16 protein-coding genes are annotated in these 14,434 nt (G+C 58.4%); 8 read left to right on the forward strand and 8 right to left on the reverse strand.

Annotated elements, in window-relative coordinates:
* The first annotated feature begins 72 nt into the window (after positions 1–72).
* Positions 73–447, forward strand: coding sequence for a hypothetical protein (locus TU76_RS06810; protein ID WP_048351328.1), 375 nt, complete (start codon positions 73–75; stop codon positions 445–447).
* Positions 448–459: 12 nt separating this feature from the next.
* Here the strand turns inward: TU76_RS06810 and TU76_RS06815 are convergent, their stop codons facing one another.
* The gene (locus TU76_RS06815) at positions 460–1,254 is read right to left on the reverse strand and encodes an IclR family transcriptional regulator (protein WP_019824952.1); all 795 of its coding nucleotides are present in this window, start codon (positions 1,252–1,254) and stop codon (positions 460–462) included.
* A 164-nt stretch (positions 1,255–1,418) separates the two neighbouring features.
* On the opposite strand from TU76_RS06815, the gene hmgA reads away from it, so the two are divergent.
* From hmgA to TU76_RS06835, 4 genes are all read left to right on the forward strand, one after another.
* Positions 1,419–2,723 carry a homogentisate 1,2-dioxygenase gene (hmgA, locus tag TU76_RS06820; RefSeq protein WP_048351329.1) on the forward strand — a complete coding sequence of 435 codons (1,305 nt, stop codon included), beginning with the start codon at positions 1,419–1,421 and terminating at the stop codon, positions 2,721–2,723.
* Between the two features lie 3 nt (positions 2,724–2,726).
* Complete coding sequence (gene fahA, locus TU76_RS06825) at positions 2,727–4,031, forward strand: fumarylacetoacetase (protein ID WP_048351330.1); 1,305 nt, start codon at positions 2,727–2,729, stop codon at positions 4,029–4,031.
* A gap of 12 nt (positions 4,032–4,043) precedes the next feature.
* A complete protein-coding gene (maiA, locus tag TU76_RS06830) occupies positions 4,044–4,682 on the forward strand; it encodes a maleylacetoacetate isomerase (protein ID WP_019824946.1) in 639 nt (212 codons plus the stop codon).
* Positions 4,683–4,901: 219 nt separating this feature from the next.
* On the forward strand, positions 4,902–5,927 hold the full coding sequence (locus TU76_RS06835) for a Leu/Phe/Val dehydrogenase (RefSeq protein ID WP_048351508.1): 1,026 nt from the start codon (positions 4,902–4,904) through the stop codon (positions 5,925–5,927).
* Positions 5,928–5,935: 8 nt separating this feature from the next.
* On the opposite strand, the gene TU76_RS06840 is transcribed toward TU76_RS06835, so the two are convergent.
* The 3 genes from TU76_RS06840 to TU76_RS06850 form a co-directional block, all read right to left on the reverse strand.
* Positions 5,936–6,313, reverse strand: a complete 378-nt coding sequence (locus TU76_RS06840; protein ID WP_019824942.1) for a MerR family transcriptional regulator — start codon at positions 6,311–6,313, stop codon at positions 5,936–5,938.
* 39 nt (positions 6,314–6,352) lie between these two features.
* Positions 6,353–6,928 carry an NAD(P)H-dependent oxidoreductase gene (locus TU76_RS06845; RefSeq protein ID WP_019824940.1) on the reverse strand — a complete coding sequence of 192 codons (576 nt, stop codon included), beginning with the start codon at positions 6,926–6,928 and terminating at the stop codon, positions 6,353–6,355.
* 78 nt (positions 6,929–7,006) lie between these two features.
* A complete protein-coding gene (locus TU76_RS06850; protein ID WP_019410845.1) occupies positions 7,007–7,264 on the reverse strand; it encodes a YebG family protein in 258 nt (85 codons plus the stop codon).
* A gap of 256 nt (positions 7,265–7,520) precedes the next feature.
* On the opposite strand from TU76_RS06850, the gene TU76_RS06855 reads away from it, so the two are divergent.
* Positions 7,521–8,021: a phosphate-starvation-inducible protein PsiE gene (locus TU76_RS06855; protein ID WP_048351331.1), complete on the forward strand. Its 501-nt coding sequence runs from the start codon at positions 7,521–7,523 to the stop codon at positions 8,019–8,021.
* Positions 8,022–8,090: 69 nt separating this feature from the next.
* On the opposite strand, the gene TU76_RS06860 is transcribed toward TU76_RS06855, so the two are convergent.
* The 4 genes from TU76_RS06860 to TU76_RS06875 all read right to left on the reverse strand — a co-directional run bounded on the left by TU76_RS06860 (position 8,091) and on the right by TU76_RS06875 (position 12,623).
* Complete coding sequence (locus TU76_RS06860; protein ID WP_019824935.1) at positions 8,091–8,519, reverse strand: HPF/RaiA family ribosome-associated protein; 429 nt, start codon at positions 8,517–8,519, stop codon at positions 8,091–8,093.
* 202 nt (positions 8,520–8,721) lie between these two features.
* A complete protein-coding gene (fecA, locus tag TU76_RS06865; protein ID WP_048351332.1) occupies positions 8,722–11,052 on the reverse strand; it encodes a TonB-dependent Fe(3+) dicitrate receptor FecA in 2,331 nt (776 codons plus the stop codon).
* 120 nt (positions 11,053–11,172) lie between these two features.
* Positions 11,173–12,138, reverse strand: coding sequence for a FecR domain-containing protein (locus TU76_RS06870; RefSeq protein WP_048351333.1), 966 nt, complete (start codon positions 12,136–12,138; stop codon positions 11,173–11,175).
* Complete coding sequence (locus TU76_RS06875) at positions 12,135–12,623, reverse strand: sigma-70 family RNA polymerase sigma factor (RefSeq protein ID WP_048351334.1); 489 nt, start codon at positions 12,621–12,623, stop codon at positions 12,135–12,137. Before TU76_RS06875 ends, TU76_RS06870 begins: the two co-directional genes overlap by 4 nt.
* A 177-nt stretch (positions 12,624–12,800) precedes the next feature.
* Between TU76_RS06875 and TU76_RS06880 the strand changes: the two genes are divergently transcribed.
* Positions 12,801–13,361, forward strand: coding sequence for an RNA polymerase sigma factor (locus tag TU76_RS06880; protein WP_173667406.1), 561 nt, complete (start codon positions 12,801–12,803; stop codon positions 13,359–13,361).
* Positions 13,358–14,344, forward strand: a complete 987-nt coding sequence (locus TU76_RS06885; RefSeq protein ID WP_048351335.1) for a FecR family protein — start codon at positions 13,358–13,360, stop codon at positions 14,342–14,344. Before TU76_RS06880 ends, TU76_RS06885 begins: the two co-directional genes overlap by 4 nt.
* Positions 14,345–14,434 lie beyond the last annotated feature (90 nt).

Genomic DNA, 14,434 nt, shown 5'->3' on the forward strand with positions numbered 1-14,434 from the left:
CCTTCACATAGTTTCTCCCGGCCTGTGCAGCACGATGTTCCGCAGGCCGGGAGCAATAACAGGAGGTACATCATGAGCACTACGGACAAGCGCGCGTTCGGTTCAGACACGTTCACCCTTAAACCGAGCCCTGAAGTCTTCGAGCGGGTGCGCTCATTTCTGAATGAGCAGCTGCGACACCATGCAATAGACTGCGAAAGTATTTATCTCAACACGATCAACAACATCGTTGATCAGGTCCTGACCTTTAGCCAGAACCTGCTGGGCCTGGGTATGGACACGCTGGAGTGGGGCACGGTCCAGTCCCACAACGACTGGGAAACAGGCGTGTTCTCTAAACCCAGTACGTTCCAGGACAGCCACCGAATGCATCAGTTCGCCATCGAGTACATCGAGCAGTTGATGAGAGATCTGCTCGATGAAGCCAAATACAAATGGATGGTTTGAAGCCGCTGATCGTCAGCCTGGCTGATAACCCATTCGCCAGCTGATGGCCTGGCTGGCAGCCAGCAAACGCTTGGCTGCCGGCCCGGTTTCATCGGCATGGAACAGCGATGTGGGGCCCACCACGGTCAGTACGCCTGCAACCTTGGCGGTTGCATCGAATACCGGGGCCGACAGTGCATCGACGCCCGGCATCAGCAAACCGTGCACAAAGTGCAAGCCGCGCTGACGGATTTGCTCACAAAGCCGGGTGTAGGCCTCGGGTTTTTCCAGCGGGTGAACCAGATCGGTTTTTAATTCCAGTTCGCGCAAGTCGGCTGTTTCTCGATCCGGCAAAAAAGCGTTGAACACCAGCCCCGTGGATGAACTCAGCAAGGGTAAAACCGAGCCTAGCTGGGTTACCACCGTGATTGCCCGCACCGCCGGTTCGATATGCACCACCGTGGCCCCTTGATTGCCCCACACGGCCAGAAAACAGGTTTCGTTCAAGTCATCACGCAACTCGGCCAGGGGCAGGGCGGCAACCTTCAGAACATCCATGCTGTTGAGCGCGGCCAGGCCCACTCGCAAAGCCTCACGCCCCAGGCCGTAATGGTTGGTGGCGACATTCTGCTCGGCAAACCCGCTGGCAATAAGCGCCTGTAAATAGCGATGCACCTTGCTGGCGGGCATCTGTACGTGCTCGGCCAGACGCGACAGCGAAGTCGAAGGTGACAGCTCGGCCAAGGCCTTGAGGATGTCTGTACCGACCTCGGCCGACCGCACTTTTTGTTTGCCGGCACTGTCATTGCTGCTACGGGGCTTTTCCATGGTGGTGCTTATATCTCGGGACGAATGGGCGTCTTTATAGCTTGACGCTTAATACCAATCAAATTACGTTATGCGTAATTGAATTACGATAAAAATAACGCAGCGACGCGCAGACTGTTTCACAGCAACGCGCAGTCCACTGTTTTCTCCACTCTGGAGGCTCCATGAACCTCGACGCGTCTTCGCCAGTCCTTGGCTATCAATCCGGGTTTGGCAATGAATTCAGCAGCGAAGCACTGCCCGGCGCCTTGCCGGTCGGCCAGAACTCTCCGCAAAAAGCCCCGTACGGTCTCTACGCCGAATTATTGTCCGGCACGGCGTTCACCATGGTCCGTAGCGAGTCTCGGCGCACCTGGATGTACCGCATCCAGCCATCCGCCAACCATCCCGCTTTCGTCAAGCTTGAACGGCAATTGGCCGGCGGCCCACTGGGTCCGGTGACGCCTAATCGCTTGCGTTGGAATCCGCTGCCGATCCCTGTCGAGGCCACTGATTTCATTGATGGTCTGGTGGGCATGGTGGCCAATAGCGGGGCGGAAAAACCCTCGGGCATCAGCATTTACCATTACCGTGCCAACACCTCGATGCAGCGTGTGTTTTTCAATGCCGATGGCGAGCTGCTGGTGGTGCCTGAGCAGGGTCGCTTGCGTATTTGTACGGAGCTGGGGCGTCTGGATCTGGAGCCTCTGGAAATTGCGGTCATTCCTCGTGGGCTGAAGTTTCGGGTTGAATTGCTCGATCCGCAGGCCCGTGGCTATGTCGCCGAAAACCACGGCGCGCCGTTGCGCCTTCCTGACCTGGGGCCGATTGGCAGCAATGGCCTGGCCAACCCCCGTGACTTCCTGGCGCCGGTCGCCCATTACGAGGACGACCAGAGCCGTACGACACTGGTGCAAAAATTTCTCGGCGAGCTGTGGGGTTGCGAACTGGATCACTCGCCGCTGAACGTGGTCGCGTGGCACGGCAATAACGTGCCGTACAAATACGACCTGCGCCGTTTCAACACCCTCGGTACGGTCAGCTTCGACCATCCCGATCCGTCCATCTTTACCGTCCTGACCTCGCCAACCAGCGTGCCGGGCCTGGCCAATCTGGACTTCGTGATTTTCCCGCCGCGCTGGATGGTGGCTGAAAACACTTTCCGGCCACCGTGGTTCCATCGCAACCTGATGAACGAATTCATGGGCCTGATCCAGGGCAGCTACGATGCCAAGGCCGAAGGTTTCTTGCCGGGTGGTGCCTCGCTGCACAGCTGCATGAGCGCCCATGGCCCGGATGGCGAAACCTGTACCAAAGCGATTGCGGCCGAGCTGCAACCGAGCAAAATCGATAACACCATGGCCTTTATGTTTGAGACCAGTCAGGTGTTGCGTCCTAGCCGGTTTGCACTTGAGTGCGCGCAACTGCAATCGAATTACGACGCTTGCTGGGCCTCGCTGCCCGCAACCTTCACCCCGAATCGGAGATAACCCATGACCCAGTCCACTTCCACCCGCAGCTGGATTGCCTCCGCAAACGGTCACAGCGACTTCCCGCTGCAAAACCTGCCGATGGGCATTTTCAGTATTGATGGGTCTGCCCCGCGTAGCGGAGTTGCCATTGGCGATGCCATTTTTGATCTCGAAGCCGGGCTGGCGGCCGGTCTGTTTGAAGGTCAGGCGAAGGCCGCGGTAGAAGCGTCGTTGGGCGGCGCGTTGAATGCTTACTTTGCGTTGGGTCGCAGCGCTCGGGTTGCTCTGCGCGAACGCCTGCTTGAGCTGCTGGGCGAAGGCAGCACCCTGCGCGGAAAAATCGAAGCTCAGGGCGCAACATTGCTGCCACTGGCGGCCGATTGTCAGCTGCATTTGCCTGCCAAGATCGGCGACTACACCGACTTTTATGTCGGCATCGAGCACGCCAAAAACGTCGGTAAACTGTTCCGTCCCGACAACCCGCTGCTGCCCAACTATAAATATGTGCCCATTGGCTATCATGGCCGTGCTTCGACCATCCGTGCGTCGGGTGCCGAAGTCCGTCGTCCCAAGGGTCAAACCTTGCCAGCGGGTCAGACCGAGCCGACTTTTGGTCCATGCGCGCGCCTGGATTATGAGCTGGAGCTGGGGATCTGGATTGGCCAGGGCAATGACATGGGGGATGCGATCCCCGTCAGCGAAGCAGGCGAGCATATCGCCGGTTTCTGCTTGCTCAACGACTGGTCGGCCCGGGATATCCAGGCCTGGGAATACCAGCCGCTGGGCCCGTTTCTGTCCAAGAGCTTTATTACCAGCATCTCGCCGTGGGTGGTCACCGCTGAAGCGCTGGAGCCGTTCCGCCGTGCGCAACCGGCCCGACCTGAAGGTGATCCGCAGCCGCTTGCGTATCTGCTCGACCCCAAGGATCAGGCCAATGGCGCCCTGGATATTGAACTTGAAGTGCTGCTGTTGACCGAGTCGATGCGCAAGCAAAATCTGCCCGCCCATCGCCTGGGGTTGAGCAATAGCCTGAACATGTACTGGACCGCTGCACAACTGGTGGCTCACCACAGCGTCAATGGCTGCCAATTGCAGTCAGGTGACCTGTTCGGTTCGGGGACTCTGTCGGGCCCTGACCGCTCGCAGCTGGGCAGCCTGCTGGAAATCACCGAAGGCGGCAAACTCCCGATCGAGCTGGCTTCGGGCGAGGAGCGCAAGTTTTTGGAGGACGGTGATGAAATCATCCTGCGTGCTCGCTGTACTCGCGAAGGCTATGCCTCCATTGGTTTCGGCGAGTGCCGGGGCAAGGTTGTCGCCGCGCGTTAAAAGGAGCGGGTCATGGAACTCTTTACCTATTACCGCTCCACGTCTTCTTACCGGGTGCGGATCGCGCTGGCGCTCAAGGGACTGGATTATCAGGCAGTGCCGGTCAACCTGATTGCGCCACTTGGCGGTGAACACCGCCAGGCGCCATATCTGGCGATCAACCCGCAAGGCCGCGTGCCGGCCTTGCGCACCGATGAGGGCCGCGTGCTGACCCAGTCGCCGGCGATCATTGAATATCTTGAAGAGCGTTACCCGCAGGTAGCGCTGCTGTCCCCGGACCTTACCGTCCGCGCTCACGAACGGGCGGTGGCGGCCCTGGTGGCCTGCGATATTCACCCGTTGCACAACGTCAGCGTGCTCAATCAACTGCGTCAATTGGGGCAGAGCGAAGAGCAAGTGGTGCAGTGGATCAGTCACTGGATCACCCAAGGGCTGGGTGCCATTGAGCAATTGATCGGTGACAGCGGATATTGCTTCGGGTCGCAGCCCGGGTTGGCGGATGTGTACCTGATCCCGCAGTTATACGCCGCGCAGCGTTTTGGCGTGCCAATGGCGGCGTACCCGCGCATTGCCCGTGTGGCAGCGCTGGCTGAGCAACACCCGGCGTTTATCCTGGCGCATCCGGCCAATCAGCCTGATACACCTGCCTGAACTCACTGTGGGAGCGGGCTTGCTCGCGATTGAATCAACGCGGTCTTGCTGGATAACCTCGTTGCCTGTATCGCGAGCAAGCCCGCTCCCACAGAATCCGATCCCGCCGGGATATGTCCGAAACCCCAAAAACTGCACAGGCTTATTCCTGCGCACTTCAGCGAATTTTCTGGCGCCGCCTATACTGGCGATTACCCATAATCGTTCGAGGGCCTGATGATGTTTGCTCTCATGCAAAGCGCTCAGCTGGAGTCGTTGCACCTAAGCGTAGACCCCGTTACAGGCCTCAAAGCCGTGATTGCCATTCATAACACTCATCTGGGGCCAGCGTTGGGCGGTTGCCGTTATCTGGCGTATCCCAACGACGAAAGTGCTGTGAACGATGCCATTCATCTGGCTCAAGACATGAGCTACAAGGCGGCTCTGGCCGGTCTGGCAGTCGGGGGTGGGCAGGCTGTGGTCATTCGTGCGGCCCATGTCGAGAGTCGTGCCGAGCTGTTTGAGGCGTTTGGCCGCTGCGTGGATCAGCTGGACGGGCGCTATATCACCGCCATCGACAGTGGCACCTCTACCGCCGATATGGATTGCATCGCCCAACATACTCGACACGTCACCAGCACCAGTGCTGCAGGCGACCCGTCGCCCCATACGGCAATGGGTGTGTTTGCCGGAATTCGCAGCACCGCCTCGTCGCGCTTGGGCAGCGACAATCTGGAAGGCCTGCGGGTGGCCGTGCAAGGCTTGGGCAAGGTTGGTTACGCGTTGGCCGAGCAGCTGCATGCTGCGGGTGCCGAATTATTGGTCTGCGATACCGACCCCGGCAAAGTGCGCCTGGCCATGGAGCAGCTCGGGGCGCATCCCATCGCGTGCGAAGCCTTGCTGAGCACGCCCTGTGACATTCTTGCGCCGTGCGGTCTGGGTGGCGTGTTGAACTGGCACAGTGTGGCGCAACTGCGTTGCTCGGCTGTGGCCGGGTGTGCGAATAACCAGCTGACTAACCTGCAAGTGGCCGATCAGCTCGAACGGCGGGGGATTTTGTATGCGCCCGATTACGTCATCAATTCCGGCGGGTTGATCTATATGGCCCTGACCCATGAAGGCGCAACGCCCGAGGCCATCAATGAGCAGTTATTACGGATCAGCCAGCGATTGACCGGCATCTACGCCCACGCCCAGGCTGAAAAGCGATCGCCAGCACGGGTTTCAGATGAGCTGGCGCACCGGTTGTTGTATCCGAAGGATTAGGTGCTCTGTCAGCCATGACCTTGCTGCAGCTGGCACAGGTCCTGAGCATTGCCAAAGCGTGTTTCAAACTCCACCAGCCCCGCATGCACCTGTTGCAGCGTTTCAATCTGGCTCATCACGGACAGTTTTTTGCGGGCAATTGCGTCGCTCACCACCTCCCATGGGAGCGCCTGGCCACGGTGTTCATCAAGAATGGCCTGCATTTCTTTGAGTTTGAAACCCAATTGCTGCGCGCACTTGATAAACATCAACAGCTCAACGCTTTGCTCGCAGTAGACACGATAGGCACCCCGGCGTTGCGGCGGCGGTAACAGGCCTATCTCTTCGTAGTGACGAATGCTTTTGATGGTGGTACCAGACAGCTGGGCGGCTTTGCCGATGTACATGAAAAATCCTTTTTCAATGGTCGCCGGCGAGGCTGACGCTCAGCGGTTCGCGAGCGCGCGGGCTTGCTGCAGCCATGTGGTTTTTTGTGCGGGTGTGGCGTCGAGTATCGGGCCAAACGTCAAGGTTGCGAGGGGTTTTATGCCACAAAACGCCAAGGTGGTTTTGCGTATTTGATGCAGCCCTGGCATGCGGTACACCCATTTGTAGTACCAAGGGGGCGTGTCCATCGTTACCAGTAGGTGCGCGCTGCGACCTTTAAGGAGCTTGTCGGGGAATGCCTTGCCCTTGCGGTATTGAAAGGCGAAGCCGGGCAGCAGGATGCGGTCGAAAAAACCTTTCATCAAAGCGGGGATTCCGCCCCACCAGATCGGATAGACCAGAACCAGGTGCTCGGCCCAGAGGATGTCTGCCTGAGCGTTGAGCAAGTCTGGCTCCAGTGCCTGGATCTGCCTGTAACCCTCATGCAGTACCGGATCGAAGCGCAGGGTACCTAACTGCATGACACGTACGTCATGGTTGGCACTCTTGGCCGCCTCAACATAGCTGTCTGCCAGTGCGCCACAAAAACTGTCGGTGCCGGGGTGACCCAGGATCACCAGTACTCGCTTGCTCATCGTGACGCCAACCTGAAAGGGGGCCTTTGAGGGTAGGGTCTGCCCCGTAGGGGAGAGTCAAGCGAGGACGTGGTGCATTTATTCGCTGTCGACCAGCAACTCGGACAGGGCGTCCGGCTGGCTCTTGAAGGCCTTGGCAAAAACATCGCGATTTTTCGCCATGTAGATGCCGGCTTCTTCGACCTGTTGCTCGCTCAGGGACGGCACAGCTTTTTGCAACACTTCGGCCAGCAATTCTGCCAGTTCCAGCATTTTGTCATGACGGTCAGCTTCGGCTTTATCCATGAACAAACGCTCCAGATCTCGGCTGCTGCGGTATACCACTTCGACGGCCATTTACCACCTCATATGCCTTCACGTAAATTATCTTGCGATTACTGTATTTATATACAGCGAAAAGGATAAGCCAAACACCCGGATTTGAATAGCGGCTTTTTCACTCTAGCTGCAATTGGTAGGCGCAACGGTCCCCTGACGTGTCTAATAGCCGCCCGCCATCATCTCACCAACGGTCGCTGGCCTTTTTTCTGCATGTAAAAAGCGTCATGTGCGTCGCGGATGATCCGTTCGAGTCGATTCAAGGAGCTGCATCGTGAGAGTTAACAAAGCTGAGAAGCTACGTCGCCAGGTTCATGAACTGGCCGAATCGATGGGCAATCTGTTCGTCGAAACCTTCCATTACCTGGCGTTGTTTGCCATTGGTGCGGTCACTGCCTGGGCAGCAGTGATGGAATTTCTGGGAATGGTGGAGAAGGGCAACATCACGATTGATGACATCCTGCTGCTGTTTATCTACCTGGGACTGGGCGCCATGGTAGGCATTTATTTCAAAACCAATCATATGCCCGTGCGCTTCCTGATTTACGTGGCGATCACGGCGCTGACCCGCTTGCTGATTTCCAACGTGTCCCATCACAACCCGCCGGACATGGGCGTGGTGTATCTGACCGGGGCAATCCTGTTGCTGGCGTTTGCCATTTTGGTGGTGCGCTATGCGTCTTCGCAGTTCCCGTCGGTGAAGATCGAGAATCCTCATCGCAAGACCGGCGCCGGTTCCGGGGAGCATCCCGAAGTGGAGAAGGGCGAGCTATAAACGTCCTCATGAAAAAGGGCGGGCTTACCGAAGTAAGCCCGCCCTTTTTTATGCGTCCTGGACGCTGTATCAGCTGTTTAATTCGAGTTCTTTTTCTTTTTCCAAAAACTCTTCTTCCAGCAAAGCGTCAACGCTCTGCTTAGGTTCATTTGCCTCAAACCCTTCCGGGGCCAGGGCTGCAGTGCGTTTGCCACGCAGCTTGCCGAACAGGTGTTCCAGAGCGTGCTCCAGCTTTTCAGCTGCACCCTCCACAGCCTGGGTCAGCGAATCAGCGTCGTGGGATACGAGAATCGGCTGGTGTCCTTTAGGTCGAGCCTCCATTTTGCAGCGTTTGTCCTTTGGACCGGACTTGCCACCATTTTCATCGCTGAGATGGACCTCAACCCGGGTCAGATCTTCCAAATGGCGTTCGAGCGTTACTTCAACAGTAGCGGTGACCCAGTCTTGGGTGCGTTTGTCACTGTCGATATGTTTATCGGAAAAGACGTGAGTAAGCATAGTTCTTCCCTTATATAAGCGTGCTCGTGTGAGGTCTGACGGCCTCGAGTGTTCAAAGGTTCATCGTCATTGCTCAGTTACAGTGTTTGGGCCGATGAGCAAATATTTCAAGCACTATTTTCAGGAAGTCTTGCAAGTCGTGATCGGCGTCAGCCTTTGCCGGGAAGAAAAGCCCGCATGTGCGGGCTTTGATCGATTTATATCAAAATGCGACTGAAGTCTGGACGTAGAGGGTGCGCGGTTCGCCCACGTATTTCCCCTTGTTGTTATCGTCAAACGAGCGTGTGTAGTACTCGTGATTGAGGATGTTTTTCACGCCCACTGCCACGTTCAGGTCAGACAGTTGAGGGCCGAAGTCATAGCCCACGCGGCTGTTGAAAACCATGTAGCCAGGGATCAAGCCGTTGCTGCCGTCGGCGCTTTCTGCACGGGTGTTGGCGTTATCGGCGAACTGGTTGCTCTGGAAGGTTGTGTCCAGATTGGCTTTCCACTGGCCTTCGGTATAACCGACGCCGATGCTGCCTTTGTTTTTCGAGGAGAACGGCACGCGATTGCCTTTGTTCGGACCCTCTTCGCGGATAGTCGCGTCAACATAGGCGTAGGTGGCGTATACGTCGAAACCGGCCAGTACGGGGCTCAGGCCATCCAGCGCGTAGTTGACGCTGGCCTCGATGCCCTGATGCCGTGTCTTGCCCCGTGCGATCACGGTATCGGTGGTTTGGTTGCTGTCGTACTGATTGTTGAAATTGATGAGAAATGCGCCGATCTCCGCGCTCAAGTTGCCATTGTCGTAGCGGGTGCCGATTTCCCAGGTGCGCGCTTTCTCCGGTTTTACTTCGCCGCCGGTAACGCGGTTGGGCATCTGGCTGTACTGCACGCTCCCGAAGGAACCTTCGGTATTGGCATAGAGATTCCAGCTGTCTGTGACGTGGTACATCACGTTCAGGGCAGGCAGCGGCGTGTTGTAGTCGCCCTTGTATTTGACATGGGTCAGCAGGTTGGTTTGCTGCTGCTCGATCATCTCGTAGCGAATGCCGGGGGTGAGCGTCCACTTGCCGATGTCGATCTTGTCGTCGATAAAGAACGCATGGGCCTCAGTGGCGCCCCGTGTATCGCGGTCATTGCGGCTATTGGAGGTGGGCAGTTCGTTGGCTGAAATCGGTGTGCGGTAGCGCAGTTCGTGGCCGGCTTCGTTGATGTAGCGGTAGCCCGCGCCCACTTCGTGGCTGGTATTGCCCAGATCAAAGCCCTGGGCTATGCGTGTTTCAACCCCGCGCACCCAGTATTCCCGCGGCGACAGCGAGAGGAAAGTGCCTTGGTCCAGGTAACCGCTGCGCAGGGTTTTCGTGAAGAAGCTGTTGACCGTGAATTCACGGCGGTCTTCCTGATAGCGATAGCCGAAGTTGACCAGGGTACGGCGCCCCCAGAACTTGTCGTTCGGGCGGGTCGATTGATAGGGGTCAGCCTTGTAGGCCGCAGTGCTCAGGCCGCCGGGCATATCAGCTTCGCCATCGTAGTACTGGGCCATGGCATGCAGGCTGTTGGCTTCGTCGATCTGGTAATTACCCTTGAGGATCAAGTCGTCGATGCGCGTGTCGCTGTGTTCGCGCCAGTCGCCGCCGCGGGTGCCGGAGTACAGCAAGGCGCCACCCAGGCCATTGTCAGCGGTACCACCGGCCAGCAGGTTGGCGGTTTTCTTGAAGCCATCCTGGGTGGATGACGGGCTGGTCTCGGTCTGGAAACCGGCCTTGACGGTAGGTTCATCAGGAATAGCGCGAGTCACGAAGTTGACGATACCGCCGACGTTTTGCGGGCCATACCGCACTGCGCCGCCGCCGCGAACCACGTCTACCGCGTCCATGTTACCCATGCTGATCGGGGCAAACGATAACTGCGGCTGACCGTAGGGGGCGAAAGGCACGGGGATGCCGTCCATCAACACCGTCGAGCGGGTCGCCAGCCGAGGGTTCAGCCCGCGAATACCGAAGTTGAGGGCCATATCATGGCTGCCGGTGCCGTTGTTTTCCGGGGCATTGACGCCGGGAATGCGATTGAGTACTTCGCGGGCAGTGGTGGCCCCCTGGCGTTCGAACTCTTCGCGGCGGATTACATCACGTGCGCCGGGGTGTTCGAACACATCGGCCTGCGCCGCCTCTCCCAGCCAGTCACCGACCACGCTGGAGGTTCCCAATTCAATGCTGGCGGGTGCCGTCGAGGCGGTCACCGGCTGCAGGCTGAACGCCCCCTGACCTTCGGCGCGGGCTTGCAGCCCTGTGCCTTCCAGCAAGGCTTGCAGGCCTTGTTCGGGCTCGTAAGTGCCTTCCAGGCCCTTGCTCTGAATGCCGCTGGCGGTGGCGGAGCTGAAGGAAATCAGCACGCCGGCTTCACGGCCGAACTGGTTCAGGGCGTTTTCCAGTGAGGCGGGGGCGATGTGATAAGCCTTGGCGTCGGCAAAGGCCGCCGCGCTAAAACTCAAACTGGCACCCAGCAGCAAGCGGGCTAAAGACGTGAGACGCAAAGGCTGAGCAGACATGAACGAATCCTGGAAAGGTAAAAATCGAAGTGGCTTACCTCCTCTGTCACGCCAGATTCGAAAACAGCTCACATTGTTTGAAATTTAAATCGCCCCTGTAGCCGCTGCCGCAGGTTTTGTTTATGCCTTTGCTTCTACCGTCACCCAGTACCGGGTAAAGCGCCTGATCCGCACCGGCAAACTGACAGCAAGCAGGTCCAGCACGCGCTCGCTGTTGTCTACCGGATAGGTGCCTGAAATCAGCAGGTCGGCCACGTTCGGGTCACAGTTGAGCTGGCCGCGACGATACCGCCCCAGCTCGGCCAAAAAGTCGGCCAGGCGCATGTGGGCGGCGACCAGCATGCCGTCGGTCCAGGCGCCACTTCCCGCATCCAGTGGGCGCGGCGGGTTCCAGGCCTGACGGTTAAAGCTCAGTTGCTGATGAGGCTGGATCCACAGCGGGCTACCCGAATGCGCGGTTGGCATGAGCCCGACCTGGCCATCAAACACCGCGACCTCCGTGCGATCGCTGAATTGGCGCACATTCAAGCGTGCGGCCTGGGGCTGCAAAACTCCGTGGGCTGTCAGTACCTGTAAAGGCCGTGGGTCTTGAGCCGCGGTCAGGAGCATCTCGCCTTCGAGCAAGCGAATCACACGCTGCTGGCCGTTAAACCTCACATCTACCGAGCTGGCGGTGTTGAGCTGGACTTGGCTGCCATCGTGCAATTGCAGTGTGCGTCGCTGACCCACCGGGCTGCTGAAGTCTGCCAGCAGCGGGGTGATGGGCAATTGATCGCGCACACCATAGGTCAGGGCCGTGCCAGCGCCCAACAGCAGCAATAATTTAAGGGCCTGGCGGCGACTGTTGCTTTTGGGCGCATTCAAGGCCGCGTGGGCCAGTGGTGACGATAAACCGCGTAAACGCTGGTTTATCCGTTGAATATGCTCCCACGCCCGCTGGTGTTCGCTGTGCGCCTGCAGCCATTGCTCCCATGCCTGCTGACGCCCTGGGCTGAGCCCGCCATCCTGCATTTCGATCAACCAGCTCACGGCCTGCTCGGCGACGGCTGAACCGATGTCGGGCGGGTGGTTGAACGCGCCGCTCACAGGGCGAAATAGCAGCGCAGGGCTGCCTTGGTTAAATGACGTTTGACGGTGGCAACCGAAATACCCAGTCGGGCGCCGATGTCGGCGTGGCTGAGGCCGTCAATCTGTGCCAGCAAAAAGGCGCGTTTGACTGGGCAGGGCAAGCCGTCGAGTAACTGATCCAACTCCATCAGGGTTTGCAGGATAATTGCCCGCTCTTCTTCGCTGGGGACCACCTGTTCGGGTATTTCGGCGAGCGCTTGCAGATAAGCCCGCTCCAGATCCTGGCGGCGGTAGTGATTGAACAGAACGCGTTTGGCGACAACGGTCAAAAAAGCCCGGGGCTCGGCCAGGGTCGGGGTTTCGCGGGCGGTCAGCAGCCGCATAAAGGTGTCTTGCGCCAGGTCTGCGGCACTTTGCGGGCAGCCCAGCTTGCGCCGCAACCAGCCTGTAAGCCAGCTGTGGTGGTTCTGGTAAAGAACCTCGACGGTATTTGACTGCGGCAACGACCACTCCAGCTGCGCTGAAAACGCTTTAGAGAACAAGAATTGTTCGCATTGTAGGGGTGGGTGATTGCATTGAGCAATCACCACTGATCAATGACAACAGCGCACCCCGTCATCTGCTTTTGCATATGAGAATATTTATCATTAGTATCGCTTTCCTTTTTGACCTGCGCGCCGATGTCCATGATCCCACCTGAACTTGAGAATGGTCCTAGCAGTGAGGCTCGCCATGGACGCGCGCATTTTTTGCAGGTGTTTTTATCCCAGCGTCCGCAAATGGAAGCGCTGGTGAACCGCCGCGTCGGATGCCGGGCAACGGCAGCTGATCTGGTTCAGGACTTGTTTCTGCGTTTTTGGCGGCGGCCACTGGTGCAGGTCGAAGAGCTCAGCACGTATTTGCTGCGCTGCGCGGGCAACATTGCCATCGATCACCTGCGCAGCGAAGGCACGCGCGGGCGGATCAGCCATCACTGGCAGCCCGAGCCGGACGCCAATTGCTGCGAGCCCCAAGCGGCACTTGAGGCGGGTAATGACTTGCGCCAAGTCGAGGCCGCCTTGCGCAGCCTGCCCGAGCGCACGCGGCATATCTTTTTGCTCAACCGGATTCACGGTCGTACCTATGCCGAGATCGCCAAGGTCATGGGGCTGTCCCAAAGTGCGGTTGAAAAACATATGATGCGCGCCCTTGAGGCCTGCAAGGCCAGTTTGCGTGAGCCGCCATCAGGGACAGCGTTGTGATCAGTCGTACGAGAATTCCCGTCACCCCCGAGCAAGAACGCACAGCGTTGGAGTGGCTCAGTGTGCTGCACGATCAGCCTAATAGCGGTGACCAGGCCACTTTCAGCCGCTGGCTGAAGGCCGATCCCGCCCACGCCGAGGCCTACGCCCAGGCCCAAGTGGTGTGGGAGTTGAGCGAAGTGGCGGGTAGCACTTTGGCTGACGAAGAAGCGCTGGTCATGCAGCGTTACCTGACCGCGATGAACACCTCCCGACTCAGCCGCGTCAGGTATTGGTCCGGCGGGCTGGCCGTTGCTGCATGTTTGCTGATGATGGTCGGCGTGTTTGCCGGTTGGCAGCCAGCGCGATGGCTGGACGATCTGGGCGCAGATTATGTGAGCGCGCCAGGGCAAGTACGCACGGTGGTTTTGGCCGATAAAACCAGGGTTACGCTCGATGCCGACAGCGCCATTGCGGTGAACTTCAGTGCGGGCGAACGGCATGTTCAATTGCGCCGTGGGGTGGCCTTTTTTCACGTCACCCACACCGGTGATCCCTTTGTGGTCGATGCCCAGGGCGGTGAAGCGCGGGTGCTGGGCACGGAGTTCGAGGTGCGTCTGCAACCCGCTGGTGCGCAAGTCACGGTGCTGTCCGGGCGGGTAGGGGTCAAGGCAAGCAAGGACGGGGCCCAGCAGATTCTGATCGCCGATCAGCAAATGGCCTATGACGCTGGAGTGACCGACGCAGTGCACCGTGTTGACAGTCAGGCCCAACTGGGTTGGCGCTCGGGCTGGCTGACCTACTACAAAACGCCGTTGGTCGATGTCGTGGCAGACCTGAAGCGCTATTACCCAGGTCAGATCGTGCTGCTCAATAGCAAGTTGGGCACAAGGCGTATCAGCGGCAGTTTCCCCAGCAAGGACCCGCAAGCGGTGCTCAATTCGTTGCAAGGTGTACTGGGGTTTGAGCAGCACAGCGTGTTTGGGCTGATTGTGTTGCGTTGATGCCTGCTCCCACGCCCGCAATTATTTTTCAGCATCAGGTGAGGTAAACCTCGGGCCCAACCGTGTAGTGCTTGAAAATGCGAAAAATTC

The organism is Pseudomonas psychrophila (assembly GCF_001043005.1).
Taxonomy (GTDB): Bacteria; Pseudomonadota; Gammaproteobacteria; order Pseudomonadales; family Pseudomonadaceae; genus Aquipseudomonas; species Aquipseudomonas psychrophila.

Bases quoted from the DNA above. Each gene is read 5' to 3' on its own strand.
- TU76_RS06850 (WP_019410845.1), bottom strand. From the start codon at position 7,264: ATGGCCGTCGAAGTGGTATACCGCAGCAGCCGAGATCTGGAGCGTTTG.
- TU76_RS06880 (WP_173667406.1), top strand. From the start codon at position 12,801: ATGTCCATGATCCCACCTGAACTTGAGAATGGTCCTAGCAGTGAGGCT.
- maiA (WP_019824946.1), top strand. From the start codon at position 4,044: ATGGAACTCTTTACCTATTACCGCTCCACGTCTTCTTACCGGGTGCGG.
- TU76_RS06860 (WP_019824935.1), bottom strand. From the start codon at position 8,519: ATGCTTACTCACGTCTTTTCCGATAAACATATCGACAGTGACAAACGC.
- TU76_RS06815 (WP_019824952.1), bottom strand. From the start codon at position 1,254: ATGGAAAAGCCCCGTAGCAGCAATGACAGTGCCGGCAAACAAAAAGTG.
- TU76_RS06840 (WP_019824942.1), bottom strand. From the start codon at position 6,313: ATGTACATCGGCAAAGCCGCCCAGCTGTCTGGTACCACCATCAAAAGC.
- fahA (WP_048351330.1), top strand. From the start codon at position 2,727: ATGACCCAGTCCACTTCCACCCGCAGCTGGATTGCCTCCGCAAACGGT.
- fecA (WP_048351332.1), bottom strand. From the start codon at position 11,052: ATGTCTGCTCAGCCTTTGCGTCTCACGTCTTTAGCCCGCTTGCTGCTG.
- TU76_RS06845 (WP_019824940.1), bottom strand. From the start codon at position 6,928: ATGAGCAAGCGAGTACTGGTGATCCTGGGTCACCCCGGCACCGACAGT.
- TU76_RS06810 (WP_048351328.1), top strand. From the start codon at position 73: ATGAGCACTACGGACAAGCGCGCGTTCGGTTCAGACACGTTCACCCTT.
- TU76_RS06835 (WP_048351508.1), top strand. From the start codon at position 4,902: ATGTTTGCTCTCATGCAAAGCGCTCAGCTGGAGTCGTTGCACCTAAGC.
- hmgA (WP_048351329.1), top strand. From the start codon at position 1,419: ATGAACCTCGACGCGTCTTCGCCAGTCCTTGGCTATCAATCCGGGTTT.